The organism is Fusibacter sp. 3D3 (assembly GCF_001748365.1).
Classification (GTDB): domain Bacteria; phylum Bacillota; class Clostridia; order Peptostreptococcales; family Acidaminobacteraceae; genus Fusibacter_A.
In genome coordinates this window covers 203,176-223,625 of record NZ_BDHH01000007.1, presented here as the reverse complement: position 1 = coordinate 223,625, position 20,450 = coordinate 203,176, and the positions used below count along the sequence as shown (strand labels likewise).

Genomic DNA, 20,450 nt, shown 5'->3' with positions numbered 1-20,450 from the left:
TCGTGAAACCCTTTTCCGTCTTGATTATTTAGTCAAAACAAAGGGATTTGGTCTTCTTACGGGCACTCCTGGTCGCGGAAAAACCACTGCTATCAGGCACTGGGCGAATAACCTCAATCCCTCTTTATATAAGGTGATTTACTCTAGTTTTTCTACGCTCACAGCTAATGATTTTTACCGCAATCTTGCTGTAGAACTTGGCGCGCAACCCGCTTTTCGTAAGCCTGATAATTTCAGAACTATTCAAGATGAAATTTCACGACTTGCCATTGAAAAACGAAAAACACCCGTTATTATCATTGATGAAGCCAACTATATCAATACCGCCATTCTCAATGACCTTAAGATTCTCTTTAACTTTGAAATGGATTCTAGAGATCGCGCTGCCATACTCCTTGCTGGACTGCCTTCTCTCAATTCAACACTTCGTTTGGGCATCCATGAGCCCTTTCGTCAGCGCATCGTGATGAACTATGACATGGGGGGCTTAACAAAAGAAGAAGGTCGATGCTATATAAATGATAAGCTTAAAGGTGCTGGATGCACTCAATCCATTTTCGATGATAATGCTATCGAAGCCATACTCAATGCCGCCGATGGCACACCCCGAATTATCAATAAGTTTTGCAACGCGAGCTTACTCATCGGCGAAAGTCACAAAGCGTCATCTATTAATACTGACATGGTCATGCAAGCCATTAACGATACTGAACTCTAGGAGGTTTTTTATGATTTTTGATTATCGTTGTTCTAAAAGTAAATCTAAGTCTGGCTCTTGGGAAGGTCAAGTCCAGTTGCTCACTACCGTTCATCCCTATGAGATAAAAATAACCGCTCGTGGAAGTTGTTTTCACATCATTTGTGGTCACTACGCCCATGGTAACTTCTTATGTATTCCTACCCATGGCGTGGCAACTGAACTTGCGGCACTAACCGATACCTTCTGGAACTTAGAACGCCTTACGAATTATCATCCGAATTTTTCAAAAACAGATGCCATCAGCATTATTTATGCCTTGAAGGCGATTAGTTCATATATAGATATTTAACTCAAATCATAAGCGAGGTCACTCGCTTTTTTTCTTTGGATCATTTAATATGCACTAAATATGAGGCAGTTTATTTAATGTGCTCATTAGGCCGCTAATAATTTGCTTCTGATCCCTAGACTAGGCACGATTTAGGATTAAACAATGCGACTGATGGTGGTGCTTTTAATTTGACGGATAACAATATAGAGACCTTTCCATTTCATTGTATTGCCCATTCTAGTGTCTTCCTCATGCTGACCATACCCGCCGTGTAGCCTAGTTTTTTATTGAGTTCCAACATTTTAGAATTCGTATAATGAACTGTTGTTTCAATTGTTTTTATTCCTTCATCTTTGCACCATGCTTCCAGTAGCAGTTTAAGCTGTGTTGCATGCCCCTTTTTTCTATGAGTTTTAGAAGTGTATAAAGATAAGATCATAACACTGTCTTCAGGTTTTTCTTGTTTATAAGCCCAAATAAAGCCTTGTAGAGTATGAGTCGTATCTACTGCAATTCCCAAAAATAAATCTTTTGGATTTGTCTGTTGGATTCTTTGAATGTCTTTTTCAATATCCTCTCGACTAGCTTGAAAATTTGGCACCCAGATTTTTGGTGTCTGATTGTGCCAAGTGGCAATTTGTTCAAGATAAGTTCCTGTGATGTCTTTATGTTCTATGTTATTGAGATTTGTAAGTCTTGAATAATCCATGCTATAAAACCTCCTTGTATTGAAATCCATCTCAAAGCTTCTTGTGTAGCTCTTGAAAAACGCTCGTTCAATATCTGGGCATTTAAAAATACTTTTCGATACATATCCATAATGATGTAGTGACTATTATCTAGTAGAGTGCCCTGCTTCAATATTTTTGCTATTGGAATCCCAGTAGATTGCAATAATCCGTATGCTTGAAGTTCTCTGACTTGCCTATACGGTACATAGTATACATTAATCACTTGAGATACATTCGCTTCAGAAAATTGATAGACTATATGTCTATTGAGTTCATGATTGCCAACGGCCTTATTATCAGTTGCTTTTATGTCCACCTCTAAAAATATGAGCACCCTATTGCTCCTGTAGTATTTGGAATTTATGCTTTCATCAACGTACTAATCGCTTTAGCTTTGAAAATAAGAATCAGGCCAAGTAACATTTTAAACAATGGTAAAGCAAACGTTAATAGGATTGATTTATAATCATGTGTTGTAAAAATCATAGGCGTCACTATTGTAAATAATGAACTGCTAAAAGTGCTTGAAAATGCTTGTATTAGCGTATTTATTCCTATTAAAAACACACCGACCTGTGCAAGACTTTGCATATTAAAATGTTCTGGTAATACGAAATCAGAATCCTTGCTAATGATTAGCTTTGATAAACGATCAGATAACATGTAAATTAAAATCGTAAAATTTCAGTCACCTTCTAAATATTAATTATACCGATCGATTGGAATAACGACTCTCCCGAGTTCGGAGTCAATAGGCGAAAGAGAAATTAAAAAAAAGATCCATAAAATAAATTAGATAGCGTTCTCAAGTTTTATTTTATGAATCTCTGATGTGATTGAAACTACTTTGCCCTATAGTTTAAGCAATTTTTATCATAAAACTCTTTCATTTTCTCTACACTTTCAAAACCCAACTTTTTAGATATAACATTAAGTGTACCTTTGGCGATTTGTTCCTCACCAGTATGAAAATGAATCGGGATCATAACCCGTTCACCATTAATGTAACCTATATATTTTTTGTGACCTTTTACCTTATTAAACCCTAATTTTTTTAATACTTTTTCAATTTCATAAAAACTAAAAATTACCGCCATTTTTTAGAGTCTCCTTCACTTGATTTTTATCAAGTCCACCGTGAATGAGCTTTTTAATATACAACTGTGCTTCAGCGCTGAAAAATAATTTTGCTTCATCGTAATGTTTAATATAACCATTACATTCCTCAATAATTAGATCAACGAGAGTGTCAAGAGCAGAGTCCTTAGTTTCACCTTCTGCATAATAGTCATCAAGCTCACTAACGCTTACAGTATACACATTCAATTTTTCATCCTGTTCAAAATGAATACTAAACTTCATAAGATTAAAAAAGCCATTTAAAGTAGCCATATCAACCAAAACTGCTTTTTGATTAATTCGTCTATTTTCAATTATAACCTCTTTGCCCGACCAAGCATTATCAAGTGCATTAGTAAAATTTTGTCTTGCGTTTGCCACTGACATTACAATAGTATTTTCAACCGGTGCTTTATTATATTTCACTTTTATAAAATCATTCATATTTTTTATCATTCCTTTCGCTTCGATCAAGGCACAAACAAGTTTTGAAAAATGCCTCTGAGTGGTATATAATTTTTGTATGGAATAGCAATACAGAGCGCGGGAGGAGAAGTGGCGCACTAAGTTTTGACCCCATATATTTATATGTGCCGTCATCCTTACAAGCACAAACAAGTGGGAAATTGAGCCCAGACTCTTATCATTGGTAAAAAACCATGTTTATTTAGTCACAGGATGACAGTCAATGTTGCTATTCCTATTTTTTTTAGGTGGTGATACTTATAAGGTGGCTTGTTTACCTCATCTGCAGTGGACTTGATGACCACAAAAATCAAAAGTTTTTACTTATCTTGAAGCTCAAAACTATGATACTTCCTTATTGGTTAAATGCAACGATAACTAACTCTTCTCAATATCTGCTTTTCAAAATGGGTTTTATGAACCCTTGGTTAAAGTCTTCCCAAATTCTATAGAAAACATCTTACTTTGTTTTAAAATGAAACTAAGAGTTTCCAATTTAATTATATCATATGTGTACATGTTGTACAATGTGTACACATATGATGTTTGGATATAATTTATTAGAAAATGTAACGTCAATTTCAAAGGATACTCTAAGCTGCAAGATAAATGGATTCACTTAAAAACATAAAAAAGATGAAATAAAAGAGGATCATGAAAAACAAAGCAAAATTTTATTCTCAAGCTTTATTTTATGATCCTCTGACAATATCACGATCTTTGTCTGAAAACACTTTACTCCAAGAAGGCAAAGGATTATTACTGGCTAAAGAAAATAAAACGATACTTGAAATTTTATTAGGCTCATTTCTGCGTCTAAAGAATAGAAACATAGTAACACACTATAGCTGAATTTTCGCTTAAATATTGGCGGTCAAAATGATTTACAAGTACTATTGCTTGATCAACGTGTTCGGCGTCATAACCCATAGACAATAAAATGCGACTGATAATTGAATTTCTGAATGCCTTAATATAAATCAAAATGCCACCTGCATCGAAGAGAATAGTGTCAATATTTTTATTTTTCATTTTTGATCCTCATTCTATTTTATTTGGACAAATTGCCGCTTCCTCAATTATACACGATACCCAATATAATGGGTATCCTTATTTGACAAATCTGTATGTTTAAATTGGATGGTCGGTTTGAATAAAAAAGAACTCTCAAAATGTAATGACTCAACTGTGTATTGAATTCATCTTTAACTACGCCCTATCTCTTCAAAAAAAATCCCCCATATCTACTAAATAGACCATGAAAGATCACTTTTTAACACTCAAGAGAGTTCTACTCCAACTTTTTGAGTTCTGAAACAACATCCTCAAATGCGCTTTGAATTTTTGCGTTATGCGCATCAATCTCTTTTCTAGAATAATCTCTCATCAGAAAAGGTTTGCTATGTTCGTGCACTAAATCAGCGATCTGCCAGCGCAATAATTCGACGTTAGTTTCTGTGCTCAATATTTGAGCTAGAGTTACTGAATACAAATCTATAGCATCAGCAGCCGTTTTTTCTTTTGCAATTTGCAATCAACATGATCATAATAACCTTAAATAATTTTTTGCCTTTCATGACATCTCCGATCGTTTAATATGTGTATAACCCTTATGGTGTTACGTTGTGTACCACGTACACAACGTAGCATTCTTGTAAAAAGAAAACCACCGGTTCTACCGGTGGTTCTAAAGAGCTTTAGCTTTGAGTCAAAAAAGCACCTCCTTCTGATAAAATAATAATGGTTCGCCAACCATATTAGCTCAGAAGGAGGATCCGAAATGGATAAGAACAGTTTAGCACATACTCAATGGAATTGTAAATATCACGTGGTGTTTGCACCAAAGTATAGAAGACAAGTAATCTATGGAAACATCAAAGGTGATATAGGGAAAATTTTAAGAAAGTTATGTGACCAAAAAGGTGTAGAAATATTGGGAGCAACAGCGTGTCCAGATCATGTTCATATGGTGCTAGCAATTCCACCGAAGTATAGCATTTCAAGTGTGATGGGATATTTAAAAGGAAAAAGTTCTTTGATGATATTTGATCGTCATGCAAACTTGAAATATAAGTATGGAAATCGCCACTTTTGGTGTCGAGGCTACTATGTAGATACTGTTGGACGAAATGAAAAAGCGATAAGAGAATATGTAAAAAATCAATTACAAGAAGATATCGCAAATGATCAAATAAATATTCAAGAATATATTGACCCGTTTACGGGTAAGCAAGTCGAAGAGGGCAAAAAGAAATAAAAAACTGCTTTAGCAGCAGCCAGTAAACGTAAGCAGTTGGCGAACCGATTCAATGAGCCTTAAGGCTCACGCGAGTAACATGCCCTTATAGGGCTGAGCAAACTACCCGCTAAGCGGGTAGTTTTGATTCACCTCTATCTGCATAAGCAATCTGATTTAGGGAATCCGCATTCTAAACAATAACCTTTTTGCTGCAAATAATGTGTTACTTTTTCATAGATCTCATCTGTCAGCAACTTCGCCTCAATATAGTCGGATCTTGTTAATTCGATGAACTCATCTCCTGGATACCTTGCTGTAAAATAATAATCTTTTACGATGCTTAATGATTTTCTATCTAATTCTAAATCAATACCAGAGTCTTTTAAGACAGAATTTAATTTAATCAAACTGTGAGATCTTAATGCACTCTCAGCATCTTTATTATCCGAACAGAATAGATAAATTAGATGCTTTAGAAATTTTTCGCATATTTGTTGACACTGCCCACACATCGGATGATAAAAATTATCTACAGGTTTTGATTGTAAGTACTTTAACTCATTTTTAGCAAATCCGTAATAGCTGTTCGCAACCATTTGTAAACTCACCTCTCTCTAATAAACAAATCTTTTCTTCCCAAACTTTGCTCATAAACTTGTCCTTAAGATTAATTTCAGATGTCTTCCTTGTTAACAGATCATACTCTATAACAGTATCTAAGTCAGCTAATTTGTGCAAAACTGCTCTCCTCGCTGTTTTGTGGTCAACATTATCTTCAAATACTACCAGAATATCGACGTCACTTCCTACATGTATACTAAGTCTAGCGACACTTCCAAACAAATATATCTCTGTTATAAAATCCAAATCTCTTAAACATTCTATTATACTTGCGATCGTATTTTTATAATCATCTGGTATGCCTGATAATGAGTTATAGATCACAACCTACCTCCTTGTACACGTCTTCCATATGTCATCGGATACAAAATATTGCCGTTTCCTCAATTATACACGATACCCAATACAGTAGGTATCCTTATTTGACAAATCCGTATGTTTAAATTGGTTGATTGGTTAGAATAAAAAAAGATTACTCAAAATGTAATGACTCAACTGTGTATTGAATTCACCTTTAACTACGCCATATCTCTTCAAAAAAATCCCCCATAATCTACTAAATAGACCATGAGAGATCACTTGTTAACACTCAAGAGAGTTCTACTCCAACTTTTTTGTTACGTTGTGTACGTGGTACACAACGTAACAAAAATCTAACCAAACTTATTTTTTTATACCTCTTTCAATAATTTTCTTTATGGCTCCAATAATGGTTTTGTTTGTAACATCTTTAATGGTATCGTCTGCGATAAGCTTCAAGTAGTCATATATTTTTTGAGAAACATTTTCATTAGGATTATATTCAAGTCTTGTGGTGGCAGCTCTAAAAAGCACTTCAACAAAGCTATGGTAATCATAAGTGATCATAAACGCAGCATTCATAAGTTGGAAATCCCAGTAATCTTTTTCGGTTTTTAGCCACTTATTTTTCGTATTCGTATCCTTAATGCCCTGTTCCATAAGATCGCGTGTCATATCTCTTGTGGTTCCAGACGCACCACCAACAAAAGGAATTTGTTCCTTTTTCGTCGCGTCACCAGCGGGCTTAAAACGGCCTTTACTGGTGAGCTTATCATAGGGCACGAGCATTTCTTTTGACGTAGGATCGTTTGCGTTAGCAGGGATTATTTTATGTTCTTTGCGATTAAGCACGTCAAAATAATCGCCAGATTCTCTTTTGCTAAACAAGTTGCCTTCCGTTTGATCGTGTTCCTCATCTGGATGAATATTTGTTGAATTACTTGGAATCGCATCCATAATAGTTCTTAATAGTTTAAAACAAAAAGCGGTTACTCTTAATTTGATTTCAGGATCTGTTTTATCAAGTGCTCTCAACCCGTTAAAGTAGTCTCCAACACTTTTGGGGTCTTTAAAGAGGTCCTTAACTGAAACTTCTTTAAGAGAGTCTGCTAGTAATTCTATTTCGAGTTTAAGGCCGATAGAGTCTACCAAACTTTTCTCTTTACTCTCTCTCTGTTTTTTTACCTTTTTAAAGTCTTGCTTTGAATAAGTGGAATCAGATAACGTGTTAAATATTTTTTGATATCTCAATTCAGTGAGGTTGATTAAACTTAAAAGGGTCTTATCTGCACCGCTGATGTGTTTCAGTGCAAAGTCCTGCTCACTTTTCTGAGCAGAGATGCTGTTGCCATATAAGTCATTTTCAGCTCCCGATGGGATGCAATGATTTGCTTCAAGAAGCACTTTAAGTTCAGCTCTCACGGCTACAGCATCAGAAGGCTTCTGACCTATTAAGTTTTTCTCTTCTGCATTTTTAACATATGTTTGTTTACCTAAAAGATGAATAAAACCGTCCATTTTTTTGTTGTATGTTTCATAGTTCTCTTTGGCAGCTTTAGGTGAATAAAGACTTGGTGTATCATCAGTCTTAACCTCATGAAAAGCGGTATGTTCTTTGTCAAAAAAGTGCACGTCAGTAGCTTGCGTTTTATCGTCCTTCATCCGAGAAAAACCGATATTCATCTTGAAATCATCATAACTTTGTATATGCCCTGCTCCTTCTAGTAAATCATCAGGCATTATATCTTCTTCTGCGACAGACTGTAACTCAGGTTTTGATGCGATTAATTTATTAAAAGCCTCTGAACCAGGCGCCATACCATACTGATCCGGAACTTTAAAATCTTCGTTCTGAGGACCTGTAGATTTTGTACCCTTAAAGGATTCACTAACGGCATTTTGTTGTAGTACTTTAATGGCATCAGGTTTTGCTGATAATGTCCGAATGACTGGTGCAGTGTTAGATACAGCTGTTTTATCCATCAGGTATTTTGTCAACCATGAAAAAGCCCGCACAGGTGTAGAGACACCCCATTGATGCATTGCGCCACTTGTGCCAAGTGTTTTGCCGCTTGTGCTAAGGGGATCATCTGTTTCTTTAATATCTTTTCGCTCTTTGCTCGGGGCAACAATTGCCATATAGAGCTTGATTTTACCATCTATTTTTGTGAGCAGCGTGCTTTGATTGAATACATAACCTTTTTGATCTGAATTCTTTAAAGTCGTTTCTAACAGGCTAATTTGTTCATTAACATCTGAAAGATATTTTTCTGCAGATTTATATTTTTGTTCAGATTTATTCATCGTTTTTGTTAAGCTATTGATTAACTTTTCTTTACGGGCACGGGTAAGATTTGACTTTGCTAAGTCATATTTAGATTTATTTGTTTCAAATTGACTTTGAACTTTCTCTTTTATGCCTTTCAAATACGCCAGTTTTTCTAACAAAATCCCCTTATTTTTTTCTTGCTCTTCCCTCAACTTTTCTTGCTTTTTTTCTCTTTTTTCTTTATCATCTTCTGTTTCAGGCTTTCCTACAGGAATCGTAAACAAGTCTTCATCTTCTTTTGTTAGAGCATTCTTTGTCGTCTTAGCCGGTTCCCGTGTATCGTCCTCATAGGAAAGGGCTGTGGCTGCTAAGAATTGAAGATCTACTTGTCTTATATCTTCAAGCAGTTCTTGGACACGAATGGCATATTGGGTTAATGTGTTATCATCAGGGACTTGAGTTGGCCAACCCTTTTGAGTTTTATCTAGGTTAATTTCTTCAATCAATGTTTTGATTTGTTCTTTTATGGTCTGGATCTCAAATATACTGTCTTTTTCTGCCTTCATCATCTGAATAGGCTGCTCACCTGAAAGTGCAACATTTTCTTTTGGAGCAGAAGAATCCCCAGTGCCTTGTATAGGGCGGCTGGCTTCGTCTTCAAGGGCAGGACTATCGTTGATCACTTTTCCATTTTCGGTGGTGGTGGGCTTGACTCTACCTTCTTTTTGTTGCACCACATGCTGAAGTTCGTGTTCAAGGCATTTTTCCTGTCCAGGGGCAATATAGATTTCACTGCCCTGAGTATAGGCACGTGCTTTTATTTTTTTAGGTTCATCTGAATGATAATGGACCCGAACGTCATCAAGTGATAAGCCTGAGGCATCTTCTACTTTTTGCTTTAAATTATCAGGGATTCCGGTTTCGTTAGTTTTTGGAGTGTTAACATTTTGAAGTTGTTCTGCCACCATAGGGTCGTACTCCTTTCACCTACATGCCGATGTTTCCATGTCATTCATCTTCATTTTCCACCACAACAAAGGCAGAGAGTTTTTCGTGATAATCCGTCACATCCGCTATGATTTCATAGACACCTTCCACGCTTGGGCTCATGTAGACGCCATTTGCATCGATTTCACCGCCATTTTCTTCTTTGATGTGCCAAGTACAAGGCACGGGTTCTCCATCTTTGAAAACATTATAGCTGATTTTACTTCTGATTTTCACTTTGGACATGGCAGGTTTAATCACCAATTGATTTTTAAGGGCAAACATGGGCTCATAACGTCTGTTAATTTTAGTCGCTGTCCACTTGACTCGGAGCTCACTTCTTGAATAGCTCTCGAGGAACTGAATTCCCACGATGAAAGTGCCTTTATTCTTGTAAGTGATTGCGGCAGACTTTACCACGGGCACGACGGGTTCATAATTACTCTTTTCAAAGAGTTCGTAATCGCCGAATACCATTTGGTTTTGATAGCCAAATGCAGCATCGCCTTCGCTGGTTTCTGAGTCTATGGCAATTTGTATAAACACATCTCCAGTTCCAAGGCCGTGCTCAATTTCCTCAGAGAAAAATTTTGCTTTGACGTCAAGCTTATCGTTAAACATGAAGGTAATGCTACCTGTAGTCGAGCTGACCTCAGGCATTGTCGTTTTTTCTTCTGAATGTGGATTGACGACATTTGATGGCAGTGGTCTGTTTTCTAAAGCGCTGACTTTCTGGAAAGTCTCTAACTTTCTAATTTTAGAGAGTTGAAAATTGCCCAGCAATTGGTCCAATGGATCGTTGGTAATGGATTCGATGACATAGGTGCGTTCTGTTTTAAGCACCTTAAGCTTGGCAAGGCAAATTTCATCGCCAGCAGAGGCCATCATGAGGTCATCAAGCGATAAAGTTCTGTATTTATGCTCGATTTGTTCGAGCTTCGAAAGCGCGCTGAGCTGAACCGCATGCTTGAGTGAAATATCTAGATGATTGATTTGAACGCTCTCAGAAGTAAGTGAAAAACCGCTGAGCTGAATGAGATCATCTTGAGGTTTGACTTGACTCACGTCAAAATGCCATGCCATTTCATAAGCATCTGTACTCTTAACAAGTGTTTCATCAAATGTGAGGACCATAGGCTGACCGTAGTTGATATACTGTGACGATAAAGTGATATTGATTTTCACAGTATCTGTTTCTTGTTTTTTATGAATTTTAAGATACGCATTGAACCCCTCTTCTACATTGGCCACATGGTCCAGTTTTAAATAAAGGGCAAAAGTCTCGTTGTCTAGTAATGTAAACTGCTTCAGCCCAATCATATCAAGGAGTGAATGTTCGACACTAGGCGCCTCTGTGGAGAGTGTAAGTTTATAGGCCTCTAATACACGATTGTACTCATTTTCACTTTGTGAAATGTTATGTACCGCTTCCTTAGATTCTTCAAAATAGGCAATATTTAAATAAGCATCACTATAATCTGGTAATTGGTCAAAGCCTTCAATGACAGAGAGCCTACTGGTAAACGGCGCATCGCTGACGATTTCCCTTCCGAGGTAATCCACTGCAACACCGGGCTCAATCAAAAGTGTCTTGTCGTCCACAGTCAGTACGTTTAAACCTGCTAAAATCCCTGGGCCCATGAGAATTCTGTTCATGAGACGGCGCTTGTCGTTAAAGTACTTTTGTTCAATTTCAAAATCTCGAACGGTTAATAATTTACCGTAAAAATAGCGATTGCGTTCAAATGGTATTATTTTATGATTATTCACGTCGATCATCCTTTCTCACTTATTCGTGGCCGATGACACCCATTGAGAGCATGGCGTTATCATCCAGTTTAATATCTGTTTGGTGATAAATATAAGAATTGATCCCCAAATAGGCATAGTCGTCTAAAATCATATACGTATTAATTGGTGCAATTTTGTAGGTGACTTGTGCGGGGATGTAGTTCCTGATAATTTGATTGAGTGCATTAAATTTTGCTTTATTCGTAATGAGTTCCGATGGTATAAGAAGTGTAAAACCAAACGGATGATTCATGTACAGCCGTTCATAAAGTGATTTGTGAGTGCTCAAATGCTTATAATCTTTAAACTCAACCACAAAGGGAATCGTCCCTGTAAAAATTGTAATCAGCTGGATAAGGCCTTCTTTGGTCCCTCTTTTTTGATTGAGTTCGTGGTAGTTACTTAGTAAATCGCGTTTTTGTGCTTCTGTAAAATACTGAAAACTATCAATTGGAAGCCACTCGTTTAATGTGTTCAAAAAGGATTCTTTTGTTTTCCTTGGAATATACACCTCTGGCATGCTGTCCACAATGCCTTCCAGATCATCAAATACAGTTTGAAATATAGCCAAATAGCGTTCCAAAAAATCTTTGTTTTCTGCATAGATTTGGGGGAGATAGTTAATCCAAGAATAGGGTTCATAATGGATTTCAAGACCTTCTATATAGTCGGATTCCCCTTCTGAAATCAGTTCAAACCAATAGATGAGATATCGACCTTTATGCGTATTGAGTAAAATATCATTTAAATTCTCATGTCTTTTGGGATTGAGTGTTTTAAGCTTTTCAATCAAATCAAAAGGCTTAATGGATTGGTTTTGAATGACATCGTTTAGATCAAGCAAGTCCTTGCCGTCTTGAATAATCAATTGCTCAACAGCCACAGTGTAGAATATCAGCTTGGTTTCAACTCTGGAAATTCTTTTCACATGTAGTCTTGACCACATATGTTCATATTCCTCAGTATCGATGATTGGCCCTATATAGCAGCCCCTTCCGTGGTTTAAAGAGACACCATTTGGATCGATGGTCAAATCCTCATAATAGCCCTTTTGCCATGATCTCTCAGTATCCACTTTCAGAAATGCATTCAAAATGATGCCCCCCTCCTGTTTTTAGTCTTCAAGCCAAACAATTTCAATATGTTTTAAAAATCCGATCCCATAAGGTGGAATTTCAAGATCCCCCAATTTTGTTCTTGAAAGAGGTTGCAAACTGGATAATCGGATGTTCTTGATCGTTTCGATGCCTTCAACTTCGGTTAAAAGTTTGTAAAATTGGCTTTTCGATATATCCTGTCCAAAATCGTTTTTATAGTGTGCCTTTAAAGTTTGTTCCACCTGTTTGGCCATCACTTTGTGATCATGAGTAGATTTTAGTTCTAAATAGACCTCAATATCATAATAAACAGGATTTAGAATGTGTATTTCGGTGGTGATCATGCGATATTTTTCTATTTCTCTTCTCAAATTTTTAATATAGGTCTTATTGAGTCTATTCTGCATACTAAGACCATAGGGTACCACTAACACGGACACTTCATTATCCACAAGCTTGTTCGGATAATCCTGAAGTCCAGGGCGATAAAGGGGCAAGCACTTGGTCTTTTCTATCATCAATCCAGGGGTGTTTTTGAGAATTCGCTCGAAATCGATTTCAGTTACAGCCACTTTGGTATGATTCATTTGATCATAGAGTTCAGATTTCATTTGCTCTAAGGTTTTAATACCACGTCCGCCTACAGCATAGGTTAAACTTTTTAACACCACAGAACTGGTCTCAGACGTAAGCGTATCGACTGCGATATTGCCATGGTTTAGATGTGATTTTTCTAAATGATGGATTCGGATGGCATTGAGTCCTTTTGGAGGGATTCTACCCTTTTTTTGATCTCCAAATTTTATACTGTGAATTTCAGGCTCAAAGGTGTAACACAGCGCTTCTTTATCCGCTTCATAAAGTGAATCTATAGCAAACCATTTTTGCCATGTCTCATGCTCCAAATCGTATACCTCCAAATCAATGCTTGGATAGTAGATTTCTTCATAGGGTAACTCAATGACCTGATGTGGAAAACCTGTGGCGTCAAAGTATAATGTGGGTTCCGTTTCGGTCTGTTTGAGTTTAACGATTCGATTAAAGACATCTATAATACGCGGCGGGACATCGTAATCCGCTGAAATGAGTTCTGCTCTGATTTGAAAAGCCTCTGCAGCGGGCTTGCCTGAACTCGGAATCTTATAAGTCACGAGCCCACTTTTGATGAGTCCAAAGGTATCATCTGCTATAATTTCAATGGGTTCCCAGTCCCCAATTTCATTTTTATAGGTAGAGCGAATCGTTCCAAGAGGACTAAAATCCTTCATTTGAGCATGATCGATTGGATTTCTATCTATACCATAATCATCATAGACTTGAAAATAGAGTTCATAAATTTGATCCGTCACGTGAGAGGTATCGAATTGAATATAGAAGCTACTACCGACGACCGGTTCTGGACCAAAAGGATAAACCGTCAAGCCGTTATCAATCACTTTATAAACGGATTTCATATGCCCTTCATAATCCAATAAAAGATCACTGATATTGGCGGGATCAAGTACATATGCACGTTGGGTTTCAAATGTAAATCTGCCCTTTGAAAATTGTGTTTTATAAGGGAGTGATTCAAAATCTTGGATGTGCATTACTTTGGTGATGACTTCTGCTGGCTTTCCAAAGTCCCTTTGAATACCAAAGAGATTAAGAAATTGGTATTCAAGAGGCTCTGTGGTTTGATTCATGTAGTATTGAAGCATTTCTTTTAGCCACGCAAAGAGTTCGATCAAGGTTATACCAGGATCATGCGTATTTTCATCTGTCCAATATGGCGCGTACTTCCGTATGGCTTTTCTGGCATTTTCAACGATGATATCAAAATTTTGATCATCAAGATTAAGATTTTTAATCATGATGGACCTCCTTGTGACTATTTAAGTGAAATAGCATGATTGCCGTTTTTAATAACAATATGCGGAAACTGTTTCAATGCTTTAATGGCGATTTCCTTTAACTGATACCCATCTTGTACCTTGGCATTCAACACTAAGAGGTTTATCTCTTTTAATGTATCAATAAGTTGGATTTGACTTAACAAATAATTTTCATCCGGTAAATCGCCTATATGCCAGCCCTCGCCGTTTTTATTGCCCATATAAGTATCTAAGTAGAGATTGATGGTCTTTTCGATGGCATTGTAAGTGGCTAAGTAATCACTGACATCTTGTATTCGCCCTTTAAATTGAACATCAATAATGATATATAGGGGTTCTATGATGAAGTAATTGTAATCGTATTTAAGGGTACAAGGAAGCTTGTCACTCAAATGATGCTTGATTTTAGACTTTAATGTTCTAAAGTAGTCTTGCATATAAGTTTCTGATTTTGGGAGTATGACACTGGTCACTTTGCCAAGTGCGGTTCTCCCAAACGTATCTGTATTCGACAAGGTTAGGACCTCTTTAATATCGTAATCTGCTGATAGAATCAAAGCATCAAAATCTCTTGTGGAGCGTGCTCTGCCTCTATGATGAATGGCTTCTGAAACCCGATTGAGTGCTCTTTTTCTGGATTCAGGCGCATGCCCGCCTTGAAATGGCGTCGGATTAAAGACGGTATTCACATTGGAAATCGTTTGCGCTAACCGTTTCACCTCATAGGCATTCACGTTGCCATATTCACCGAGATTGACTTTGTAATCCACACGAACATTGTTTTCATTTGTGCCATCTGGTAAAAAACCCTGTATAGAATCACCAAACTGGATACGCCCCGCAAAGGCATTGGGAACATACCCCCGTGTGGTTGAATCCATTTCTGAAATACTGTCGTAGGCATCCCATTTGATCCATAGAGCTTCTGGTGTTCCATCAATCGAAAAAACTTGTCTATAAACATATTTGGTTTTTTTAATGTCTTCTATGGCCACATTGAGTTCGTTTACCCAAACCTCTAAAAATTCAAGATTTTCATGATTCAGTGTCATTTCTTTATAGTATTCATGATGCCTCAAAGAGAAATATTGACTTTGTTTCGTTTCCTTTTGCGTGACATTTACACTGTTGAGGTAGATGGCATTCAATAATACTGGTAAAGTACCTGATTCTGTTTGAACAATTCTAATCCAGTAACCCTTATGGTTAAATAGTGTTGATGCCACGTGATTTTCATCGCCGATCAAGGTGACCACACCGGTTTCATGAAGTGATTTGGTGTCATCGACGATATCGATATCACCCCATTTGTCTTTATTGGCAACACGCTTAAGTATTTGCCATTTGAACCGATTAGGCTTTAGATCGGAAACCGTACCGATATCAAATAGTATTTTGATAGGTGCGCCAATCAACGGGGCAGAAAACTGCAAATAAAGCGCTTTTGCATCTAGTGCACCATAGTCACTGAAAAGCTTTAGGGGTTTGGATTGAGGATCAATTTCACTATAAGTCATAAATTCATGTCTTGTAAATGAACTCGGGAGAACGCCGTTATCCTTGTAAACATAGTGCATTTTAAGCCATCTGAGTTTGGGTGCAATGTAGTCTCCAAGGGTGGTGTAAGCATTTTCAACTTTTATTATTCTAAGTCTTATCCAGTAATTTTCGTAGGCGCCAACAGTGGTACTGACGAGGTCGTCTGGACACTTAAAGACGATCTTTTGTTTTATGGGTTCACTGTCATCTGTCACAAACATTTTTCGATTAAAAATTTCAGTATCCAATTTGGACCAACCTATACCATTCCAATATTCCAAAACCATGTCTGATATAATGATTTTTTTGACAACAGGTTCTTTTAAATCCGATTTCTTGAGAATATTTTTCCACTTGATATTCTGAGAAGGCATATCAAAAGGGGTTTTGTAAAGTTCAAGAATGTATTCAAACGAAAGGGTAATATGGCTGCCCTTTTTCGTCAATAATTCTGTACTCGCAATATAGAGTGCATCATATGCAAAGAATTGTGTGCCGAACATCATAAAATCTTTTTCTGGCAGTTCAATTTCGTTACAGTAAAGCGCATCTGGTTTTAGAATGTCTGAAATAGGGTGGATTCGAATTTCATCACAGATCATCTCCGTTGCATTTTTGATTTTAAGTTTGATCTCTGGCGTTTCGAGTTCTATGAGTGTTTTATTTTTTAAAACAATGCCACTTTCTACTTGTGTAAAGTGATCAAATGGAACCCATGATTCCCCTTTTAAATAAAGCCATTCCACTTGATTGGGATCGGAAAGTTGATTGAGCGTCTGTTCTTTTCTGAGCTTATTTTGAGCGTCGCTTATGTGTATTTCTATGCCAAGCGCGTGGTTTAATATCAGCGCATTTTCTTGCCTAATAATGAGTTCATGCGTCTGTAAATTATGGAGGACAGGTGAATCTAGCAGATAAAGCGGCGTCATTGCATCACTTTTTTGGAGATCAAAGTGATGTGTGATTTCATCAGTTTCTGAATTGACGACAATGATATTTTCGAGCTTTGAGGGGATGATCATGAGATCTTCTGTTGTTTCAAAAATCAAGGTATCTTCAGCATCACTTTCACCTATGAGTTGCTTACCAAGTGGCACACTTACCCCCTCTTTTGTGCCTTCGCTCAAGGAAAAGGTCACATAACCCTTCGCACCTTTTGAAGGTTTCTGTACAGGGTCAAGCAAATTTAAAAAATCTATATAATGCTTATCTGGCATGAGATCAGCCTTTTTTATGGTATCCGTCATCATATCTGCGAAAATCAGTGCAAGTGAAGTGCCAAGGTCTGGATTTTCCACATCAAAATGCCACTCAGGTGTATAAGATTTACTGAGTGTTTGTAACGTTTCAATCAATTGAGCTCTGGTTATATTTTTAAGATCAAAATAGTTCATGATTAACCTCTCTCACGACTGCTAAAATAAAAGTATCAGATATTACCTTCATTGATGTAAAAGGGATAAACTAAATTAAAGGGATTATTCGTGGTTCTGACCACATAGGCAATGTGAAGATCGATTTTTTCAGCTGTCTTTGCATCGACGATGGCTTCGACCTCAACCTCTGTAATTCTGGGTTCCCAACTAATTAGGGCATTCTTAACCGTGTTTTCCATTTGTTTGAGCAATGTATAGTCCACCACATCAAAGAGGTGATCCAATATATCGCATCCAAAATCAGGTCGCATGACGCGTTCTCCTTTGCGTGTCATAATGATGATTTTTATGGCTTCAACAATATCAGCCTCATATTCAGAGGTCAACACTTTACCCGTTTGGGCATCAACTTGTATAGGAAACTTCCACCCACGACCTAAAAACGACTCAAAACGATCGCTCATGTGTGCTCCTCCTTTCATAGACCTTACTTAAGGATCATTAATTGATTGCAACAGGATTGCCTTTTATTTGAGATATTGCGCCTGCTTTGATTTCCATGGTTGCACCAGATTCAAGTTTGACAGTGGTATCGCCTTTGACATTAACTTGTAGACCCTTAATTTCCACCGTGTTTGATTTTATCGTGATTTTGTTGCCAGTGCCATCTATAATAATACTTGAGCCACCTGATTTAAGCTCAATTTTCTTTTCAGCTTCTACTGTAATCTTGCCGTCTTTCGAGGACATTTCCACTTTATTTTTACCTTTTGGATCTTTTAGCGTGAGTTTTTCATTTTCATCGTCCATCTCAATCGTATAGCCCTTAGAAGATTTTAATGTGATTTTACCTTTGTCCTCTTCATCAAAGAAAGTTAATTCATGCCCACTTTTGGTTTTAATCATTTTGGTTAAATTTTTGCCTTCTTCGTTTGCCATGGGCGGTTTTACAGATTTGCTCCAAACGCCTCCGACGATCACCGGCTTTTCAAGCTGTCCGCCTAAAAAAGCAACGATCACTTCATCCCCAACATCTGGTATGAAGTAAACCCCCATTTCATTTCCTGCAAAGGGCACAATCATCCTCGCCCATGCAGATTCATTTTCAGCCTCATCTCTAAGCGGGAGTTTTACTTTTATTCGACCAAGGTTATCAGGGTCTTGGGTATTGGTTACAATACCTAGGGTTAAGCCATACATGCGGTTATCATCCCGTTCGTTTGTATCAAAGAATAAGTCATACATACTCATAGCATATTCACTCCTGCTTCAAATTCTGTGTTGTATTCGCCATCATTAAGTCTATGGACGACTTTGGTCACGTAGTATTTGTTATCAACATCACCATCAAAGCTCTTAATTTCAATATATTTACCTGGGACAAGTTCTGGAATGCCCACGGACTTCCCATAGCCCGTAATGAAATTAATGCTTCTTTGGTTGAGTTCTGCTTCTGCCCTTTCTTTGGCTTCTTCCACTGTGTTAATGGCCATATCCACGATCACTGTGGTGGCGGATTTTAGTTGTGAAGCAAATTGATCTGGCTTTTGTGAACCCGAACCGATTTTAATGGGTGCACTTGCTGTGCTCTCTATCATTTTATGCTCGGTGTCATTGTAGCCTTTCACGGTGACTTTATTGACGTATTTGGACAAGGTGCGCGTTTGATTAAATGAAACCAGCATTTGCCCCCATTCATACAGCAATTGCGGGGTTTGGTCCGCATACGCAGGTTTTCGAAAATAGACTTTCCCTTGCAATACGAAGAATTCATAATGGATACTCCTCGCAACTCTGCATAAAAAGGCATAATCGGTCTCTTTATTTTGCTGTATTTCACGTTCCAGTTTTGTACTGGCATCTACTGTCTTGGTCCCCGCCAATGAACCGTAATTGCCTAAGATACTGTTGACGGCATCGGTATAACTGCCTAGGTTCATAGCGGTTGATTTGTTGCCATGCATCATTAAGCCTTTCACATCTAAACATTCCACACTGATATAAGGAAATTGAGTTTCTGAAAAAATAGCACTGACGGTTTCGATATAGCCTTTGAATACTAACGTCGTTTCAATGTACCCCAGTGAAACTTCAACTTCTTTACCAAGCGCAAAATAAGCCTTCATAAGCTTGGCATCAAAGGCACGCTCATCTATATCATAGAGTTCAAAGACTTCAAATGAGCACATACTGGCTTCAAATCCAGTGCTGATATTGACTTCTATGTTACTGATGGTGACATCAGCTTGAGGAATTTCCTTCCCACCCACTTTAATCTTGTATGTGGGCACATCGAATTCTCGATACTTTTTTGAGAGATCATCGTATTTTAAAGTCCCCATATTACCTCCCACGTCTCATTAGTCAATCGAAGGAATTCTCATAATTTGACCACTTTTTAAAAGTCTTGGATTTGCAATTTTATTTTCTTGAGCGATGATTTTCCACATTCTAGGGTCTTTGTATTCTTGGCTTGCCAGCATCCATAAGGCCTCGTTCTGATTTAGGCGTCGATGCTTAGTCCGATCCGGTGATTCTAAAGGTGTTTTTTTAAGCTGTTCTTCCATGGTTTCAGTCGCTTTAAGTGTCAATGAAACCTTTGCTCTTACGGGTTTCCCCGATTCTAAAAACATGGTAAAAGTGGTCACCGCTCTACTGATAACGCCTTTAAAATCCAGTGATCCCCACACGATTCGTACTTCAGGGGGTTCATGAAGACCTGCATCTACGGACATGGCTTTTAAAAGCTTATCGGTGTACTTGCGGACATCTTCTTTTTTGTCTTCAGCATCGGGTGTCATGTAGGTATCGAAGAAGAGTTCGATATCAAGCGTGGGCACACTGCTCCCTTTGTATTGTTTGACAGGTTGATCCACACCTATTGGACTTGCCCATGAGTAGGTCTTTTCATTTGTAATTTTATATTCACTGGGGTTGAACAGGCAATCAAATTCCTCTTTAATTTTTTCACCCATTATGGCTATTTTTGCTTTTTTGAGTGCCATGTGCTA

Annotated in this window: 21 protein-coding genes; 3 read left to right on the top strand and 18 right to left on the bottom strand. The window is 37.5% G+C overall.

All coding sequences use genetic code 11. The features are described from left to right. Together F3D3_RS10490 and F3D3_RS10485 are read left to right on the top strand one after the other, a co-directional pair. The coding region (locus F3D3_RS10490) for an ExeA family protein (protein ID WP_084388948.1) at nt 1-718 on the top strand (718 nt) is incomplete at its 5' end. A gap of 10 nt (nt 719-728) precedes the next feature. After that, a complete protein-coding gene (locus F3D3_RS10485) occupies nt 729-1,049 on the top strand; it encodes a DUF6618 family protein (RefSeq protein ID WP_069873694.1) in 321 nt (106 codons plus the stop codon). Between the two features lie 202 nt (nt 1,050-1,251). Here F3D3_RS10485 and F3D3_RS10480 read toward each other — a convergent pair whose 3' ends face one another. The 7 genes from F3D3_RS10480 to F3D3_RS10450 all read right to left on the bottom strand — a co-directional run bounded on the left by F3D3_RS10480 (nt 1,252) and on the right by F3D3_RS10450 (nt 4,880). Then, entirely contained in the window at nt 1,252-1,740 is a 489-nt protein-coding gene (locus tag F3D3_RS10480; protein ID WP_069873691.1) for a GNAT family N-acetyltransferase, read from the bottom strand. Further along, nucleotides 1,704-2,096: a hypothetical protein gene (locus tag F3D3_RS10475; protein WP_069873689.1), complete on the bottom strand. Its 393-nt coding sequence runs from the start codon at nt 2,094-2,096 to the stop codon at nt 1,704-1,706. Before F3D3_RS10475 ends, F3D3_RS10480 begins: the two co-directional genes overlap by 37 nt. Before the next feature lie 26 nt (nt 2,097-2,122). After that, the gene (locus F3D3_RS24100) at nt 2,123-2,425 is read right to left on the bottom strand and encodes a hypothetical protein (protein WP_069873687.1); all 303 of its coding nucleotides are present in this window, start codon (nt 2,423-2,425) and stop codon (nt 2,123-2,125) included. Between the two features lie 179 nt (nt 2,426-2,604). After that, nucleotides 2,605-2,859 (bottom strand): type II toxin-antitoxin system HicA family toxin, encoded by a 255-nt coding sequence (locus F3D3_RS10465; RefSeq protein WP_069873685.1) that lies wholly within the window; start codon nt 2,857-2,859, stop codon nt 2,605-2,607. Continuing rightward, nucleotides 2,843-3,355, bottom strand: coding sequence for a hypothetical protein (locus F3D3_RS10460; protein WP_069873683.1), 513 nt, complete (start codon nt 3,353-3,355; stop codon nt 2,843-2,845). Before F3D3_RS10460 ends, F3D3_RS10465 begins: the two co-directional genes overlap by 17 nt. 807 nt (nt 3,356-4,162) lie before the next feature. Beyond that, nucleotides 4,163-4,378 carry a hypothetical protein gene (locus F3D3_RS10455; RefSeq protein WP_069873682.1) on the bottom strand — a complete coding sequence of 72 codons (216 nt, stop codon included), beginning with the start codon at nt 4,376-4,378 and terminating at the stop codon, nt 4,163-4,165. Between the two features lie 259 nt (nt 4,379-4,637). Then, the gene (locus tag F3D3_RS10450; protein ID WP_069873680.1) at nt 4,638-4,880 is read right to left on the bottom strand and encodes a hypothetical protein; all 243 of its coding nucleotides are present in this window, start codon (nt 4,878-4,880) and stop codon (nt 4,638-4,640) included. Nucleotides 4,881-5,126: 246 nt separating this feature from the next. Here F3D3_RS10450 and tnpA point away from each other — a divergent pair, with 246 nt between their 5' ends. Next, nucleotides 5,127-5,603 (top strand): IS200/IS605 family transposase, encoded by a 477-nt coding sequence (gene tnpA / locus F3D3_RS10445; protein ID WP_069873678.1) that lies wholly within the window; start codon nt 5,127-5,129, stop codon nt 5,601-5,603. Between the two features lie 134 nt (nt 5,604-5,737). Here tnpA and F3D3_RS10440 read toward each other — a convergent pair whose 3' ends face one another. From F3D3_RS10440 to F3D3_RS10390, 11 genes are all read right to left on the bottom strand, one after another. After that, a complete protein-coding gene (locus F3D3_RS10440) occupies nt 5,738-6,097 on the bottom strand; it encodes a HEPN domain-containing protein (RefSeq protein ID WP_242877119.1) in 360 nt (119 codons plus the stop codon). A gap of 52 nt (nt 6,098-6,149) precedes the next feature. Then, the gene (locus tag F3D3_RS10435; protein WP_069873676.1) at nt 6,150-6,530 is read right to left on the bottom strand and encodes a nucleotidyltransferase domain-containing protein; all 381 of its coding nucleotides are present in this window, start codon (nt 6,528-6,530) and stop codon (nt 6,150-6,152) included. Between the two features lie 339 nt (nt 6,531-6,869). Next, nucleotides 6,870-9,743, bottom strand: a complete 2,874-nt coding sequence (locus tag F3D3_RS10430; RefSeq protein ID WP_069873675.1) for a DUF4157 domain-containing protein — start codon at nt 9,741-9,743, stop codon at nt 6,870-6,872. A gap of 40 nt (nt 9,744-9,783) precedes the next feature. After that, the gene (locus tag F3D3_RS10425; protein WP_139132063.1) at nt 9,784-11,532 is read right to left on the bottom strand and encodes a hypothetical protein; all 1,749 of its coding nucleotides are present in this window, start codon (nt 11,530-11,532) and stop codon (nt 9,784-9,786) included. A 19-nt stretch (nt 11,533-11,551) separates the two neighbouring features. After that, nucleotides 11,552-12,646: a phage tail protein gene (locus tag F3D3_RS10420; RefSeq protein WP_069873673.1), complete on the bottom strand. Its 1,095-nt coding sequence runs from the start codon at nt 12,644-12,646 to the stop codon at nt 11,552-11,554. A 21-nt stretch (nt 12,647-12,667) separates the two neighbouring features. Continuing rightward, nucleotides 12,668-14,503 (bottom strand): hypothetical protein, encoded by a 1,836-nt coding sequence (locus tag F3D3_RS10415; RefSeq protein WP_069873672.1) that lies wholly within the window; start codon nt 14,501-14,503, stop codon nt 12,668-12,670. Between the two features lie 17 nt (nt 14,504-14,520). After that, a complete protein-coding gene (locus F3D3_RS10410) occupies nt 14,521-17,457 on the bottom strand; it encodes a hypothetical protein (RefSeq protein WP_069873671.1) in 2,937 nt (978 codons plus the stop codon). 35 nt (nt 17,458-17,492) lie between these two features. Continuing rightward, the gene (locus tag F3D3_RS10405) at nt 17,493-17,903 is read right to left on the bottom strand and encodes a GPW/gp25 family protein (RefSeq protein WP_069873669.1); all 411 of its coding nucleotides are present in this window, start codon (nt 17,901-17,903) and stop codon (nt 17,493-17,495) included. Nucleotides 17,904-17,940: 37 nt separating this feature from the next. Beyond that, on the bottom strand, nt 17,941-18,690 hold the full coding sequence (locus F3D3_RS10400; RefSeq protein WP_069873667.1) for a phage baseplate assembly protein V: 750 nt from the start codon (nt 18,688-18,690) through the stop codon (nt 17,941-17,943). Continuing rightward, nucleotides 18,687-19,781: a phage late control D family protein gene (locus F3D3_RS10395; protein ID WP_069873659.1), complete on the bottom strand. Its 1,095-nt coding sequence runs from the start codon at nt 19,779-19,781 to the stop codon at nt 18,687-18,689. The genes F3D3_RS10400 and F3D3_RS10395 overlap by 4 nt, the downstream gene beginning before the upstream one ends. 18 nt (nt 19,782-19,799) lie before the next feature. Beyond that, nucleotides 19,800-20,444 (bottom strand): hypothetical protein, encoded by a 645-nt coding sequence (locus tag F3D3_RS10390; RefSeq protein WP_069873657.1) that lies wholly within the window; start codon nt 20,442-20,444, stop codon nt 19,800-19,802. Between the last annotated feature and the right edge of the window lie 6 nt (nt 20,445-20,450).